Origin of the sequence: Vibrio viridaestus (assembly GCF_003856525.1) — a bacterium.
GTDB lineage: Bacteria > Pseudomonadota > Gammaproteobacteria > Enterobacterales > Vibrionaceae > Vibrio > Vibrio viridaestus.
The window spans coordinates 622,177-638,232 of the sequence record NZ_RJVQ01000003.1 but is presented as its reverse complement, the minus strand read 5'-3'; the positions used below and the strand labels follow the sequence as shown (position 1 = coordinate 638,232).

Sequence of the window (16,056 nt, the reverse complement as noted above, 5' to 3'; positions counted from 1 at the left end):
TCTAGCTTCAACCTTTAATGTCGTTTATGGCTGATAAAACCTCAGTTTGTAGCAGGTTTAATTAGCTATACACAGATAAACGCGCAAATAATGACGTGAAATCGCTGATTGGAGTAGGAGATTGTCGCAGATGGATGAAGTTCGTCGAAGAGTAACTGGGGGTAACACATAAAAAAGCCTACTGTGAGCAGGCTTAATCGAATTAACAAATTACCTTGATGGCTAATCCACCCTGAGAAGTCTCACGGTACTTAGCATTCATATCTTTACCTGTTTCAAACATCGTTTCAATAACTTTATCCAAAGATACCGTGGGTGCCGAAGAGCGACGCATCGCCATTCGCGTTGCATTGATCGCTTTTACAGCCGCAATACCGTTGCGTTCAATACAAGGCACCTGCACCTGACCTGCAACCGGATCACATGTAAGACCTAGGTTGTGCTCCATTGCAATTTCTGCAGCCATACAAACCTGCTCTGGACTGCCGCCAAGCAGTTCGGCCAATCCTGCTGCTGCCATAGAGCAAGCAACGCCAACTTCACCCTGACAGCCAACTTCCGCTCCGGAAATTGATGCATTTTTTTTATATAGTCCACCAATTGCTCCAGAGGTGGCTAGATACTTGACGTAATCTTCCTGATTAACTGATTGAACGAATTTATCATAGTAGGCGAACACCGCAGGAACGATACCACATGCGCCATTGGTTGGCGCTGTAACAACACGGCCCCCTGCGGCATTTTCTTCATTGACCGCGAACGCATACATATTAACCCAGTCGACGACAGCCATCGGGTCATTCGATGTTCTCTCGGATGCCAGCAAGTGTTGCTTAAGTGCAGCCGCTCTGCGAGGTACGCGCAGTGGGCCAGGTAGGATACCTTCTTTCTTTGCTCCTCGCTCAATACAACTTTTCATCGTCTGCCAGACATTCGTGCAATGTTGGATGACGTCTTTTTCACTGCGTAACGCTTTTTCATTTTCTAGGATGAGCGTTGATATAGATAGACCATTCTCTTTACACAACTGAACTAACTCTGCCGCGCTATCAAACGAGTAGGGTATGGTTTCCAGTACTTCTATAGATTCACCAAAATGAGCTTCATCAACAATGAATCCACCGCCTATAGAGTAGTAAGTGTTCTCGAACAGAACGTCTGTACCTTTCCACGCAGTGATAGACATGCCATTTTCGTGCATTGGTAAGTTGGTTTTGTGGAACGTAAGGCCACCTTCACTCGGAAACGAAATGACTTGATTGCCGATGTGCAATTCTTGTGTAGATTCGACTTGCTTAATGGTATTAGGAATTTGCTCGATATCGACATGCTCTGGGTCGTTGCCTAATAGTCCCATAATAATAGCAATATCTGTATGGTGCCCTTTGCCTGTTAGCGATAGAGAGCCATATACATCGACACTTATTTTTGTGGTTGATTCGAGTAATCCTTTACTCTTGAGATCATCAATGAAGAGCTTACCTGCTTTCATCGGTCCTACAGTGTGAGAACTAGATGGCCCAATGCCAATCTTGAAAATATCAAAAATACTAATCATACCCATGACCTTAATAAGGACAACCCACCAAATCACTTAGTTATTACGAAATGATCGTCTAAAATTCGGCGTAGCATACAGAACTATGAACGGCTAGGCTATAAGCAAATCATTTAACTGAGTAATTTGTTGTTCGTTACTGATAAATCTATTAAAGATTACTATGAAGTGAGATTCAAGAATTGCCGTTGCAGAGCATCGATTATCTGACCGGTTACTCCCCAAATAAGATGCTCTTTGTAGGGAAGAAAAAACAACCGATGTTGTTGTGATCTTACAACCAGCTCTTTTACTAGCAGATTTTGCCGATCAAATAGGTAAGAGCCAGGTACTTCAAACACATCACTGACTTCATTTGTATCGATCGTGACGCTGAATGTATCGTCCAGCTTGGCAAGGACAGGAGTAACAGCAAAGCCGCTAATGGTAGTGAGTGTTGGCAGCGTACCGAAAACATGAATTTTATCTGATGTGACGCCCACTTCTTCTTCAGTTTCTCGTAATGCTGTTCTAATGACGGCACCATCGTGCTGCTCAAATTTACCACCAGGAAAACTGACTTGCCCAGGGTGATGTTTCAGATGAAGTGCCCTTTTAGTGAAAAGCACGTGGGCTTCATTGTTTCTTTCTACAAAGCCGATTAAAACTGCGGCTTGTCTTAGTTTCGACGAAGTTAAGTGAGACACTCTAATCAGTGACGTTTCGTCGTAAGGTTGTGGCTCACTAAGCTGAAATGAGCACATAATCTCTTCGATACTAAGACTCATGCGTATGCCAATTATTATGACGACAGAATGGGAAGAATTTTAGACAATTTATCATAGGTTTCCTGATATTCACTACCGACTTTGCTATCGGCAACAATCCCGCCTCCGGCCCACACGTATAGCTGAGAATCTTTTGCTATCAACGTTCTGATGGTGATGCTGGTATCCATTCTTCCATGACGACTGATATAGCCGATACTTCCACAGTAGACACTCCGTCTGTGCGGTTCCAGTTCTTCAATTATTTCCATGGCTCGAACCTTCGGTGCACCAGTTATTGAACCGCCCGGAAAGCAGGCTCTTAAAAGATCGGTCGCTGACTTATCATCATCTAACTTGGCGGTGATGGTACTCACCATATGATGAACAGCAGGAAAACTTTCGATGTTAAAAAGCTTCGGTACACATACTGAGCCCGGTTGGGCTACTCTGCCGATATCGTTACGCAGAAGGTCTACAATCATCAGATTTTCTGATTGGTCTTTTGCAGAGTTAGCCAGAATCTCTGCATTTATCAGATCGTCTTTCGGAACTGATGATCTGGGCATTGTGCCTTTAATCGGCTTTGTCTCAATACAACCGTCATTTAGTGCGATAAATCGCTCTGGCGAAATACTGATAATTGCATGATCGTCTAGACGTAAAAATGCGGAGAAGGGGGCCTTATTATTGTCTTCCAGCAATCGATAAGCTTGCCACTCATCACCGCTATAAGACGCATTAAAGCGCTGCGTGAGGTTGATCTGATAACAGTCACCGGATTGCAAGTAATCTTGGATGGTATTAAATTTCTCAGCATATTCGGATTGCGACATGTTCGACGTCCACTCAGACGTCACAGCGAAGTCAGTTGAGTTATCGATATGTTGTGATTTTACGGACTCTAACCAGGTATGAACTGCCTCAATACCAATACCGACGAGGTTGGCGACTTGCTTATTATGATCAACGATCAGAGCCCAATTATAGAGTCCTATTGCCATGTCCGGCAGAGAAATATCATCTAGTGCGTTTTCGGGAATTGACTCAACCTGCCGACCCAGGTCATAAGCAAAATACCCCAGTGCCCCACCGATAAACGGATAGTCAGCCCATGCTTGATTATTCACATGTGGTACTAACGAATCCTGTAAGTCCGCAATAATAGAAAAGGGATCACTATGACTGGATGTTTCTTGACCTTCCATGCGGATGCGGGAATGTTTCCCTTTCGTTTCTATGGTAGCGATAGGATTCGCAACCAAAATATCGTAGCGGTTATCGCTATGATCGTGAGCTGGGGAGCGCAATAACATGGCCCAAGGCTTATGTTTTATTGCTTCGAAGTAGTTTAAAGATAGCTCAGGATGATAAACAAGGCTGATAGTATTTATATCGGTATTTTTATGGTTTGCCATTTCTTTAAAGTGTGACGCAGAATGAATTCGCCGCATAGCGTGTTGTTGATTGCAAGAGTATCATAAAAATCAAATGAAAAGCTGCTATCTAATGGATTAGATCATGGTATGGTGCGTTTTTTTCCGTAAGATTATGATATTCATAGCTGTAGCAGCGAATTAATATAACAGAAATGAGGCAAGCAATGACGGTAATTCGTAAAGAGGATCTCATCAGCAGCGTCGCTGATGCTCTCCAGTACATATCGTACTATCACCCTATGGACTTTGTTAAAGCGTTAGAAAAGGCGTACTACAAAGAGGAAAGTCAGGCGGCTAAAGACGCTATTGCACAAATCCTGATTAACTCTCGTATGTCTGCCGAAGGCAAACGACCTATTTGTCAAGATACTGGTATCGTAACCTGCTTCGTGAACATTGGTATGAATGTTCAATGGGAAGGCGATATGACTGTCCAGGAAATGGTCGATGAAGGCGTTAGACAGGCTTATACCAATCCAGATAACCCACTACGTAAATCTGTGCTTTTAGACCCAGCAGGAAAGCGTATTAACTCAAAAGATAATACTCCCGCTGTTGTGCATATCAACATGGTTCCTGGCGATAAAGTTGAAATTAAAATCGCAGCTAAAGGCGGCGGCTCTGAGAATAAAACCAAAATGGTGATGTTAAACCCTTCAGATGATATTGCTGAATGGGTAGAAAAAATGTTGCCAATTATGGGCGCAGGTTGGTGTCCTCCAGGCATGCTGGGTATAGGTGTTGGCGGTACTGCTGAGAAAGCGGCTGTTCTGGCGAAAGAAGCCTTGATGGAAGATATCGATATCCATGAGTTGATGGAACGTGGACCTCAGAACGCAGAAGAAGAGATGCGTCTTGATATCTATAATCGAGTAAACAAACTTGGTATTGGTGCACAAGGACTGGGTGGTTTAACAACCGTTGTTGACGTTAAAATCAAGTCTGCTCCAACTCACGCTGCATCAAAACCAGTTTGTATGATTCCAAACTGCGCTGCGACTCGCCACGTTCATTTCACACTTGATGGTTCTGGTCCTGCTGAATTGACACCACCTAAACTGGAAGATTGGCCAGACATCACATGGGAAGCTGGTGAAAATACACGTCGAGTCAATCTTGACACTGTCACTGAAGAAGAAGTACGTAGTTGGAAAACTGGCGAAACTTTACTTCTTAACGGTAAAATCCTTACAGGTCGTGATGCGGCACATAAACGCATTCAAACTATGCTGCAAAGCGGTGAAGGTCTACCAAAAGGTGTTGACTTTAAAGGTAAATTTATTTACTACGTTGGTCCCGTCGATGCTGTAGGTGATGAGGTTGTCGGCCCAGCAGGTCCAACAACGTCTACACGTATGGATAAGTTTACAGACATGATGCTAGATGAAGTTGGCGTCATGGGTATGATCGGTAAAGCGGAACGCGGAGCTGCAACAGTTGAGTCTATCAAAAACCATAAGTCAGTTTATCTGATGGCTGTGGGCGGTGCGGCATATCTGGTAGCGAAAGCGATCAAAAAAGCTAAAGTATTGGCGTTTGAAGAGCTTGGTATGGAAGCAATCTACGAATTTGAAGTCGAAGATATGCCCGTTACTGTTGCTGTTGACTCGACAGGCGCGAATGCTCACCAAATTGGTCCAGATACCTGGAAGGTGAAAATCGCCGAAGCAGAAAAGGCTTAAAATAAAAAATTTTGAGGCTTTGACTTACGTCTGACAATGGTGGTGGCATTTGCCGCCACTATTTTTATCAGGTATGGTAATCTTTGATTTATAACTAAATAGTCTGTGTCATGATTAAATTTATAAAGTTTTTACAAATTGCCTTCGCTGTCGTTGTACTGGCTGTTTTGGCATACGATGTTGTCCTTCACGGAGTAACAATTTTTAATCAAAAGTACGTTATATTGACTTCAGTTTTATGGGTCGTTCTCGAACTTGCTTTGTTTGTTATTTTTAAATTGATTGAGGACGACTAAAACTAAACCACAATGGAGTAATAGATGGCTAAATTGAGTCGCGAAATATCTGATATTGTCCACCGAAGCTTTGATAATCATGTAAAAATAGCCGTTACCGGATTATCCAGAGCAGGGAAAACGGCTTTTATTACTTCATTTGTCAACCAACTATTACAGTATTCTACTCACGATAACCTGCCATTTCTCCATGCAGCCAGGGACAAGAGACTCATTGGCGCAAAGCGTGTACCTCAATCTAATATGATGGTGCCAAGTTTTGCCTATGATGGCGCTCTAGAATCACTTTATTCGACACCATCGGCCTGGCCCGAGCCTACAAAAGACGTTAGTGAGATAAAGCTTGCTATCAAATACCGACCAGAGAGTCGAGCTAAAAGATTACTAAGCAAAACGCAAACCTTATATGTCGATATTGTCGATTATCCAGGTGAGTGGCTTCTCGATTTACCAATACTTAACCTAACGTTTGAACAATGGTCGGAAAAGCAATTTAATTCGTTACATGGGATTCGAAAAGAATATGCAGCACAATGGCTTGAGCTAGTTGAGCAGTTTGATCCCACTCAAGATGCGAATGAAACTGAAATAGCGAGAATTTCTCAGGTCTATACTGAGTTCTTACACACCTGTAAAAAGTCGGGACTGCATTGGGTACAGCCAGGACGCTTTGTTTTACCTGGTGAATTAGAAGGTGCGCCGGTTCTTCAATTTTTTCCTATCAAGGCTATGGCAGGTAAGAGCGCTAAGCACAGCGGTTATGCAATGCTTGAAGCTCGATACGAAGAGTATCGAAATAGCATTGTCAAAAAATTTTACCGGCAATATTTTTCAACGTTTGATCGGCAAATTATTCTTGCTGACTGCTTAACGCCATTAAATGCGGGCTATGAATCGTTTATGGATATGCGCTCGGCATTAGAGGAGCTAGTAAGCAGTTTCCGTTATGGTAAGAATGGGCTAATCAAACGTCTCTTCGCACCAAAGATAGATAAGGTCTTGTTTGCGGCGACTAAAGCCGATCACATCACACCGGATCAGCATGGAAACTTACTGTCTTTGCTGAACCAACTGATTAATCCAGTGTGGCAGCATGTTGCATACGAGAATATCGCAATGAAGTGTATCAGTATGGCTTCTATACGAACTACTACGGCCGGGCATGTAACCGTGAACGGTAAGCCTCATAGTGCAATACACGGTACAGAATTTGGTGGCAAGGAAACGACGCTTTATCCTGGTGAGGTACCTAAGAAACTGCCAGGTATGGAGTTTTGGATTAACTCTCAGTTTGACTTTACAGCGTTCATGCCAGATATATACGAAAGAGATAGCGCGTTGCCGCATGTACGAGTGGATACAGCAATGGAGTTTTTATTAGGGGACAAGCTACTATGAGTGAATTTAAAGAAAAGCAAACCTTTGATAAAAATTTAGAGCAAGACACTGTCGCCGAAGAGGATTTAACTCTCAAGCGTCATTTTGATAATTCAGCCGATTTTCAGGCAGATGAACTCTCATCGGTTGAAGAACAGACTGAGTCGTTAAATATTGAGCCGATTATACGTCCTAAAAAGCAGCGTTGGATGGGTGCAGCAGCCCTGACGGTATTCGGTGGATTGGTCGCATGGCAGGGTGTGGATTCTCTGGTAACCGCTTATCAGGAGTCAGACTGGTTGACTCTAGGTTGGTCTGGTTTCATAAGCGGCTTAGCTGGCTTTGGTTTGGTTAAATTAGGGAAGGAGTGGCTAACGTTACGGAAGCTTAAGCAGCATTTTTCGACACAGGAAAAGGCAGAACAAATTCTTCGCGAAGACGGCGTGGGTTTAGCAGAACCATTCTGCCGGAATCTCATCCAAAGTAGTGTTGAGCAAAGTTCAGTAGATGTTTGGCAAAGTAAGTTAGATCCGGCCTATAACGATAAAGAAGTGTTTGAACTTTATGATGCTATTGTCCTAAAGCACCAAGATAAGAGAGCGATTGATGTTATATCTCGCTATTCAGCTAATTCTGCTGTCATGGTTGCGATAAGCCCTCTCGCGATTGCCGATATGTTGTTAGTGGCGTGGCGCAGTCTCAAAATGCTAGAAGAGATAGCGGATATTTATCAGATCGAGTTGGGTTACTGGTCTCGCCTGCGGTTATTAAAGCTTGTGCTTGCGAACATGGCGTTTGCCGGTGTGACTGAGCTCGCAATCGATACAGGGATGGATATTATTTCAACCAATTTAGTACAAAAACTGTCTGCAAGGGCGGGCCAAGGCGTTGGTGTCGGCTTAATGACGGGAAGACTGGGTGTACAGGCCATGAAGTTAATGCGTCCATTACCTTGGGTGAACGAGCAACAAGCGTCATTAGGAACGATCAAAAAATCCATTCTCACTCGGGTGCTAAAACTGAGCAATAAGTCATAAAACACCATTTAATCCCGTAAACAATCAGTCAAATCTTGACGGTAGTTCCGATCTCGTAGAAACTACTGTCAACATTTTCTTACACCCTTTCGGAGTTCTCCAAGTGAGATTAGAAGTCTTTTGCGAAGATAGACTCGGCTTAACACGTGAGTTGCTTGATATTCTGGCTTCTAAAAATATCGACCTTAGAGGTATAGAAATCGACGTTAGTGGCATCATTTATCTCAATTGCCCGGATACGGATTTCGATGTTTTTAGTGAGCTATTAGCACAGATCAGGCGTATTTCTGGTGTGAAAGATGTTCGTCGGATCCAATTTATGCCGATGGAACGTCATAACACGGAGCTGATATCGTTACTCAATAACTTACCAGACGCGGTTTTATCAATAAACCTACGTGGCTTTATTGATATGGCAAACTTTGCAGCACTTGCGCTATTTAATTCTCATGAAGAGGATATGGTTGGACTGCCACTATCGACGTTCATTCCACACTTTAACTTTGCCAAGTGGATGGAAGGGAATAAATCACGGGTAAGAGAGACAATCGTTGTCGACGGATTAGACTACCAATTGGAAATGAATCCAGTCTATATCACCGGTGAATCGAAAGAATCGACGCTAGCAAGTACGATGATGATTATACAATCTCAGGTACAGAAAACGTCAGATCTCAATGATCTTTCTATCCATAATAATCTTGGTTTTGAGCATTTTGTGGGTGTGTCTAATAAGCATAAGTCGTTAATGGTTCAGGCGAAGAAATTGGCGATGCTTGATCATCCGTTACTTATTGAGGGCGAAACGGGCTCTGGAAAGGAAATGCTTGCTAAGGCTTGTCATAATCGTTCTCATCGGGGCTCTCAACCATTTTTGGTACTCAGTTGTGCTTCGATGCCGGATGATGTCGCAGAGACTGAATTATTTGGCCATGCGCCAGGCTCGTTCAATCACGAAGGTGGAAATAAGGGTATTTTTGAACTGGCGAATGGTGGAACCGTTTTTCTAGATGAAATCGGCGAAATGAGTTCGCATCTACAGATTAAATTATTACGATTTTTACAAGATGGTACCTTCAGACGTGTAGGTGAAGAAAGAGAGATTCATGTTGATGTCCGAGTGATCGCCTCGACAAAGCATAACCTCGCGGAATTAGCAGAATCGGGTAAATTTAGACAAGATTTGTATTATCGTCTAAATGTACTGACTCTATCTATTCCGGCATTGAGAGAAAGAACCAGTGACATTCAGTCGTTACTCGATCTTTTTGTCGCTAAGCACAGCGAAAAATTAGGTATGAGTAAGCCTAAAATTGATGACGATGTTATTGATTCACTGATTGAATATCCATGGCCAGGAAATATGCGACAATTAGAAAATGTCGTTTTGCGTGCGTTAACGGAGGTCGAGGATAGCCGTTTACGAATTGAATATTTTCATCTACCGCATGTGGACAAGGTCTCGAATATGTCTGGCCTGGTCAAGCTCGATGGATCGCTGGACGATATTATGAAGGACTACGAGTCTAAAGTATTGGAGCGGTTATATCAGTCTTTCCCATCTAGCCGTAAGTTGGCTAAGAGACTGAATGTATCGCATACATCAATAGCTAACAAACTAAGAGAGTACGGTATCAATAAGTAGTAAGGTATGTACGTATGGTTGATCAGGTCTTTGTAAAAGAAGGGAATATTGTGGTCAGAACGTCCCGTGTGGATGATGCTGAAATGATTGTTGAGTATTTTAAGAATAATAAAGAATTCTTAAAGCCTTGGGAGCCTACCAGAGATCCCGAGTTTTTTATGCTTAATACCTGGAAACAGAGACTGATCAAACTGCATGAATTGCATAACTTGGCTCTGGGCTACTATTTACTGATTGTCGATGCCAACACAGAAGAAATGCTGGGCACAATATCGTTTAGCCAAGTGACACGATTTCCTGTTTATTCTTGTAATGTTGGCTACTCTCTGGCGCAAAATGTACAAGGTAGGGGAGTGATGACGACCGCACTTAGACTGGCTTGTCATTTTATGTTTGATAGACAGAATATGCACCGAATTTCTGCTGCTTACATGCCGAGAAACAGTAAAAGCGCTGCCGTCTTAAAGCGGGTCGGTTTTATCCGAGAGGGAAAAGCAGAAGAGTACCTTCTGATTGATGGTAAATGGGAAGACCATATTTTAATGTCATTTAAAAATACGAGTTGGACAGAATATTAATGAGCACTCGACTAGAGAGTCAGCTAAATCTAATCATTGAAATCGATAAACTAAAGTCTGTATTGCGTAAAAGTAAGGTGAAGTCAGCCGAAGGGCGTGCCGAAAACAGCGCAGAGCACAGTTGGCAAGTCGCATTGATGGCCCTTATTCTAGCAGAGCATGCAGATTTCGAAGTTGATATTGCCCGAGTTGTCAAAATGTTATTAATACATGACGTCGTAGAGATTGATGCTGGTGACGTCTTGGTGTACGACATTGCGGCTCGTAAAGCTCAAGAAGAAAAAGAACAGCAAGCGGCTAAGCGTATTTTTGGTTTACTTCCAGAAGATCAGGCTCAGCAATTTGAAGCGCTCTGGCATGAGTTCGAAGCCGCAGAGTCCAATGACGCAAAATTCGCAAAAGCGTTAGATAGGTTGGCGCCAATTATGCTGAATTATCATAACGAAGGTAAAAGTTGGCAGGAAAACGGCGTACGCAAAGAACAGGTTCTTTCGATAAATGCGCGAATTGGTTACGCTTCTGACTCACTTTGGCAATATACAAAAGAACTTATTGAAAATGCAGCGTTTAAAGGCTGGCTGCAGTAACTGAGGAAATATATGTCGTACATATCGCTTAGCGAATATGCAAGAAAGTGGATATTTAATCATTCTTCAATGCCTGTACCTGAAGATATCCAAGCTCAAATTAAACCGATGAGTCAGGCAAGATCGGCTCAATTTTGGAAAGAGAACATCAGCAGCACGAGTCCTGATTCCGAACGATTAGCTAGTGACGATTGGCCAATGAAAGCTCAGAACTGGAGTTCAGAAATCGATTGGATGCCACAATGGGAATCTGATGATGAATCTTTACCATTCGAGATTCTAGAACTTATTGATTGGCAGGATGATGTCACTGTCTATTTTTGCTATGAAAAGTACAATATCATCGAAACCAAGTGGAGCGTTTTTCGTCAATATTGGAAAAACTTTCTCTTTTATGATGATGGGCCGATATTGCTTGGGCGCAGAAGAAACCAAGCTTTATGGTTCAAAGAAAGCGGCAAAGTTAAATTAGGGTCAAAAGAATAACCGGCTTAATACCTGAACTTCTAAAAGTTCAGGTATTCTATTATCAGCGCTTTAATCAGTTATTCTTTTGCTCTGGTTCTGTAATTTGGTATAGCTTTTGGGAGTGCTCCTCACAAACCGTTTCGCAGTTACAGACGCGCTCTATGTCGATTGAGCTTAGGCCACCACAACTTCCTTGAATTGCATTACGCTTCATCAAAACACCAATTGCCATCATCACGATTACACAAAGAAAAATCAAAAAGCAGATAAGAATAGTCATTTTATAACCTCATATTTTGCATATGCTATATTTTAGCAAATTCGTATACAAAAGACTCTCACTTTAAGTTTACTCTCATCTCATTTTGATGAAAGCTTACATTTAATGCACTATAACTGAATGTTGAAAAACAAAAATTCTATTTTAATTTTTCAAATAGCTGAATTACACTGACTCAAATACCTACTATTCTTCTAACCCTATGGAAGCACTCATTTTAACTCTTGCTACTGCGCGTGATGTTAAAGCTTTAAAGCGCTTAATGTATCAGCTTCATGACGAACATCATCAAGCTGAACCGGATTTTTTTAAAACAGCAGACGAAATTTGTAGTGAAAAAGATATAAAGCAATATATTGAGCAGCCAGATGGCTTGGTCTATTGCGCAATAATTGATGGTGAGATCGTTGGATTTGTCACAGCCCATTTCTCTGAGTGGTCTTCAACAGTAAGCAAACCTATATTCATGGGAAGTATCGATGAGTTGTACGTATTACCGAAATACAGGAGTCAGGGGATTGGTAAAAAACTGTTAACGCGTATCGAAAAGGAACTTAAAGATTACGGCGTGAAACAAATTTTCGTTGAAGTGTGGGCTTTCAATAAAACAGCCGTGGAAGTATATGAGTCGATTGGTTTCTCACATCACATCCACTGGCTGAGAAAATCACTTTAATGGGGGTTATTTGCCCAAGACAAATTTATTGATGGCTTGTGCGACGCCGTTTTCGTCATTTGTCCCCGTAATATAATTTGCAACTGCTTTAGTTTCTTCCATGGCATTTCCCATAGCCACACCCATACCGGCATACGCTACCATGTGTTTGTCATTACCCGCATCTCCGATGCACATTACTTGTTCCTGTGGAATGTTAAGTGCTTCAGCGAGCTTCTTAACCGCAAGACCTTTATTACTTTTAGGGTTCAGAAATTCAAGAAAATAATCAGCACTTTTCACTATCGTATATTTTTCATAGAGTTCCGGTGGCAGTTGCGCGATCGCCTCATCTAGCTGCTGTGGTTCGTCAACTATCATCGCTTTAATGATTGTGTGATCGTCACTAAGAGACCCAAAATCCATTTCATGTAATTCGATATTATTGATAGTTGATTCAACGGTTGTATATTTACTTTCTTTTGGCGTAATAAGCCCTAATGATTGACTAAAGGCATGGGTGTTAACATTGAGTTGTTTAGCCAGTTCAGCAACCAGTTTTGCATCTGCACCTGTTAGTATTTCGGAATGAATAACCTTGCCTGTTCCTGCGGTTTCGACAACGGATCCGTTAAAGTGAATCACATAGTCATCGTCACTATTTATATTTAATGCATCAAGCTGTTTACGCATTCCTGCAATTGGTCTGCCGGATGCTAATATAACTTTAACGCCCTGAGATCGCGCTTCGGTTATTGCATCCTTGGTTTCCTTCGTTAACTCTCGCTTACTGTTAAGCAAGGTACCATCAATATCAATAGCTATTAGTTTATACATAGGGTCGCCGTTTTGTTTCGATCTATAAAATAATTTAATTGTTGAGTGTAACGTAACTTGACGCCGATAAGCACTAAAATTACGTTAATAACGTGTTTTCAATTGATCTTGACGGGTAGTTGGATTAAGGTCTCAGCCCGTTAATCCCGATAGGCGGTAATAAGTTTTGATTAGATACTACAAACTGAATGAGATGTTTGAAACGATTCAGGGAGAAGGCGTTTTTACAGGTGTTCCATCCGTGTTTATTCGTTTGCAGGTATGTCCAGTTGGATGTGCTTGGTGTGATACCAAACAAACGTGGGACGCGCGACCTGATGATGAGAGGGTAATAGGCGATATTCTACTTAAACAAGAAGATTCTCCTACTTGGACTTCCATTTCAGCACCTGAATTAGTAGAAGTTTATCGGGAAAAAGGGTTTATTGCGAAACATATTGTTATTACTGGCGGAGAGCCGTGTATCTACGACTTGGTTGCGTTGACCCAGGCATTTGAAAATATAGGATGTCGCTGTCAAATCGAAACCAGTGGTACTTCTGAGGTGAAAGTTACACCTGATACATGGGTGACAGTGTCACCTAAGATTGCAATGAAAGGCAAGCTACCTGTATTACCGCAAGCATTAGAAAGAGCTAACGAGATTAAACATCCCGTTGGTACAGAAAAAGATATCGAACAACTAGATGTATTACTCGCTGGAGTTAACCTCAAGAAAGGTGTTGAAATTTCACTTCAACCAATCAGCCAAAAAAGCAGAGCAACAAAACTTTGTATCGATACTTGTATAGAACGTAATTGGCGTCTGTCTATTCAGACCCACAAATATTTGAATATCGCGTAAGGAGTAGATATGAAGAAAGCAGTCGTCGTATTTAGTGGTGGTCAGGATTCAACCACGTGTCTGGTTAAAGCTTTACGCGAATATGATGAGGTACATGCGATAACATTTGATTATGGACAACGTCATAAACTTGAAGTCGAAATCGCTCAAAATCTCGCAAAAGAACTTGGAGTAGCAGCACATAAGGTGATGGATGTATCGCTGTTAAATGAGCTCGCTATCAGTTCATTAACGCGGGCAGAGATTCCAGTATCTCATGAGCTTCAGGACAATGGATTACCCAATTCGTTTGTTCCTGGCCGTAATATCCTGTTTCTTACCTTGGCTGGTATTTATGCCTATCAAATAGGGGCAGAGTCTGTCATTACGGGAGTTTGTGAGACGGATTTTTCTGGTTATCCTGATTGTCGTGATGAGTTTGTTAAAGCCATCAACAATGCTCTTGTTTTAGGTATGGATCGAACTTTTGATATAGTGACACCACTTATGTGGCTTAACAAAGCTGAGACATGGGCTATGGCTGATCACTATGGCGCTTTGAATCTAGTGCGAGAAAAAACATTAACTTGTTACAACGGAATTCCTGGTGATGGTTGCGGAGAATGTCCTTCATGTGACCTTCGTCGAGCAGGATTAGAACAATATCTGGCAGATAAAGAAACCTACTTAAAATCTTTCCTTTCAAAGCAATAATATCAGACATTTAGCTCATCAATAATTTGCATGGCAATGACTTAACCATCATTGCCTTCTGTACACTTGTGTTTCTCTAATTCTTATCGATGGGGCACATTTTTCCGTCGAAGTTGCAGTATACTAACAAAAGAATTAATACTTTAATTCATAAGTGGAGTGAATGTCATAATGAGAGACGGTGAACTCGTAATTTTATTTGATGCGGAAGGCCTTGCTATATCTGCTTCGGGAGATAACCAGGGAAGAACACATCTGAGTTCATTTTTAAAAGATATCTGCTTCATTGATGATGAGTCCGTAAAGTTCAAATCCGATCAATTGCCTGCAATCATGCAGACACGCAATCATATTGACGTGACGCTAAAAGCAAAAAATCAAACCTTAATCGGCGAAATTAGAAAAACCCATCACCTACAGACAGATGAGCCCATATACATAGGACGCTTTTTATGTGATCAACTGTTTTCGCTGATCCATTCTATACCTGCTGTTGTCTTCCGCTATAAGGTTGATAAAGATCATCGGGGGACTTTTACCTTTGTTTCTCCTCAGGCTAGTGAGTTCTTTTGTATTAAAAAGGTACTTAAAAGGCAGCTAACAAAGCAAATTATCAGCGTGATACACGAAGATGATATCGAACGTGTTAAGGCAAGTATGGAAAAAGCAATAACGTCTGGCTCTGAGTGGCAATGCGATTTCCGCATCCAGATCCAAAACCAAATCAAATGGGTGTACGGACATGCGTTACCAACTGTTGATACATTTGATGCGTCATGGTGGGACGGCTTTTTCATCGACATTTCAGAAAAAAAATCGCTAGAGCTTAAACTGATTAAAGAATCCACGGTAGATCCATTAACGTCGGCTTATAATCGGCGCTATTTTATCGAGCGTCTTGATGATGAGTTAAAGCAATGTCGGCTAGAAACTAATAAACACCTCAGTTTACTCACCTTAGACTTTGATTATTTTAAGAGTATTAATGATCAATATGGGCATGATGCTGGTGATAACGTTTTACAATCGATTGTAAAACTCGTGTTGAACAATATACGGAAGACAGATTGTTTTGCACGGGTTGGCGGTGAAGAATTCAGTCTTATATTGAGTGAAACAGATTATAAAGCAGCTCTCAGTATTGCGGAAAAACTGCGTATGTTAATAGCTGAAAAGACAATAGATTACCGGGGAAGTAAGATTAATATTACTGTTACAATCGGAGTCGCATCAACCGAGCAGGGTTTCTCAGAGAGTAAACAGCTAATGAGAGCGGCAGATAGAGCTCTTTATGAAGGCAAGGATATGGGGCGTAACTGCGTCAAATAGCTAGA

General features: G+C 41.8%; 17 protein-coding genes. 12 read left to right on the top strand and 5 right to left on the bottom strand.

Features of this window, described 5'->3' with window-relative positions:
- Positions 1-202 precede the first annotated feature (202 nt).
- The 3 genes from EES38_RS10470 to pabB all read right to left on the bottom strand — a co-directional run bounded on the left by EES38_RS10470 (position 203) and on the right by pabB (position 3,722).
- Entirely contained in the window at positions 203-1,558 is a 1,356-nt protein-coding gene (locus EES38_RS10470) for an L-serine ammonia-lyase (RefSeq protein ID WP_124937126.1), read from the bottom strand.
- A gap of 161 nt (positions 1,559-1,719) precedes the next feature.
- On the bottom strand, positions 1,720-2,325 hold the full coding sequence (locus tag EES38_RS10465) for a CoA pyrophosphatase (protein ID WP_124937125.1): 606 nt from the start codon (positions 2,323-2,325) through the stop codon (positions 1,720-1,722).
- A gap of 14 nt (positions 2,326-2,339) precedes the next feature.
- Positions 2,340-3,722, bottom strand: coding sequence for an aminodeoxychorismate synthase component 1 (gene pabB, locus EES38_RS10460; protein ID WP_243694187.1), 1,383 nt, complete (start codon positions 3,720-3,722; stop codon positions 2,340-2,342).
- A 185-nt stretch (positions 3,723-3,907) separates the two neighbouring features.
- Between pabB and EES38_RS10455 the strand changes: the two genes are divergently transcribed.
- From EES38_RS10455 to EES38_RS10420, 8 genes are all read left to right on the top strand, one after another.
- Positions 3,908-5,425 (top strand): fumarate hydratase, encoded by a 1,518-nt coding sequence (locus EES38_RS10455; RefSeq protein WP_124937123.1) that lies wholly within the window; start codon positions 3,908-3,910, stop codon positions 5,423-5,425.
- 110 nt (positions 5,426-5,535) lie between these two features.
- Positions 5,536-5,721 (top strand): hypothetical protein, encoded by a 186-nt coding sequence (locus tag EES38_RS10450; RefSeq protein WP_124937122.1) that lies wholly within the window; start codon positions 5,536-5,538, stop codon positions 5,719-5,721.
- A gap of 24 nt (positions 5,722-5,745) precedes the next feature.
- Positions 5,746-7,119: a YcjX family GTP-binding protein gene (locus EES38_RS10445; protein WP_124937121.1), complete on the top strand. Its 1,374-nt coding sequence runs from the start codon at positions 5,746-5,748 to the stop codon at positions 7,117-7,119.
- Positions 7,116-8,135, top strand: a complete 1,020-nt coding sequence (locus EES38_RS10440; RefSeq protein WP_124937120.1) for a YcjF family protein — start codon at positions 7,116-7,118, stop codon at positions 8,133-8,135. The genes EES38_RS10445 and EES38_RS10440 overlap by 4 nt, the downstream gene beginning before the upstream one ends.
- 103 nt (positions 8,136-8,238) lie before the next feature.
- Positions 8,239-9,780: a transcriptional regulator TyrR gene (tyrR, locus tag EES38_RS10435; RefSeq protein WP_124937119.1), complete on the top strand. Its 1,542-nt coding sequence runs from the start codon at positions 8,239-8,241 to the stop codon at positions 9,778-9,780.
- 14 nt (positions 9,781-9,794) lie between these two features.
- Complete coding sequence (locus EES38_RS10430; protein WP_124937118.1) at positions 9,795-10,358, top strand: GNAT family N-acetyltransferase; 564 nt, start codon at positions 9,795-9,797, stop codon at positions 10,356-10,358.
- Positions 10,358-10,945, top strand: a complete 588-nt coding sequence (locus tag EES38_RS10425) for an HD domain-containing protein (RefSeq protein ID WP_124937117.1) — start codon at positions 10,358-10,360, stop codon at positions 10,943-10,945. Before EES38_RS10430 ends, EES38_RS10425 begins: the two co-directional genes overlap by 1 nt.
- A 12-nt stretch (positions 10,946-10,957) precedes the next feature.
- Positions 10,958-11,431, top strand: coding sequence for a DUF2947 domain-containing protein (locus EES38_RS10420; protein ID WP_124937116.1), 474 nt, complete (start codon positions 10,958-10,960; stop codon positions 11,429-11,431).
- A 55-nt stretch (positions 11,432-11,486) separates the two neighbouring features.
- Here the strand turns inward: EES38_RS10420 and nqrM are convergent, their stop codons facing one another.
- Positions 11,487-11,693: a (Na+)-NQR maturation NqrM gene (nqrM, locus tag EES38_RS10415; RefSeq protein WP_124937115.1), complete on the bottom strand. Its 207-nt coding sequence runs from the start codon at positions 11,691-11,693 to the stop codon at positions 11,487-11,489.
- A 202-nt stretch (positions 11,694-11,895) separates the two neighbouring features.
- Between nqrM and EES38_RS10410 the strand changes: the two genes are divergently transcribed.
- Positions 11,896-12,369, top strand: a complete 474-nt coding sequence (locus EES38_RS10410) for a GNAT family N-acetyltransferase (protein ID WP_124937114.1) — start codon at positions 11,896-11,898, stop codon at positions 12,367-12,369.
- Positions 12,370-12,375: 6 nt separating this feature from the next.
- On the opposite strand, the gene yidA is transcribed toward EES38_RS10410, so the two are convergent.
- On the bottom strand, positions 12,376-13,185 hold the full coding sequence (gene yidA, locus EES38_RS10405) for a sugar-phosphatase (RefSeq protein ID WP_124937113.1): 810 nt from the start codon (positions 13,183-13,185) through the stop codon (positions 12,376-12,378).
- Positions 13,186-13,378: 193 nt separating this feature from the next.
- Between yidA and queE the strand changes: the two genes are divergently transcribed.
- The 3 genes from queE (at position 13,379) to EES38_RS10390 (ending at position 16,051) form a co-directional block, all read left to right on the top strand.
- Positions 13,379-14,029, top strand: coding sequence for a 7-carboxy-7-deazaguanine synthase QueE (queE, locus tag EES38_RS10400; RefSeq protein WP_124937208.1), 651 nt, complete (start codon positions 13,379-13,381; stop codon positions 14,027-14,029).
- 9 nt (positions 14,030-14,038) lie between these two features.
- Entirely contained in the window at positions 14,039-14,722 is a 684-nt protein-coding gene (gene queC, locus EES38_RS10395) for a 7-cyano-7-deazaguanine synthase QueC (RefSeq protein ID WP_124937112.1), read from the top strand.
- Positions 14,723-14,893: 171 nt separating this feature from the next.
- A complete protein-coding gene (locus EES38_RS10390; protein WP_124937111.1) occupies positions 14,894-16,051 on the top strand; it encodes a sensor domain-containing diguanylate cyclase in 1,158 nt (385 codons plus the stop codon).
- Positions 16,052-16,056 lie beyond the last annotated feature (5 nt).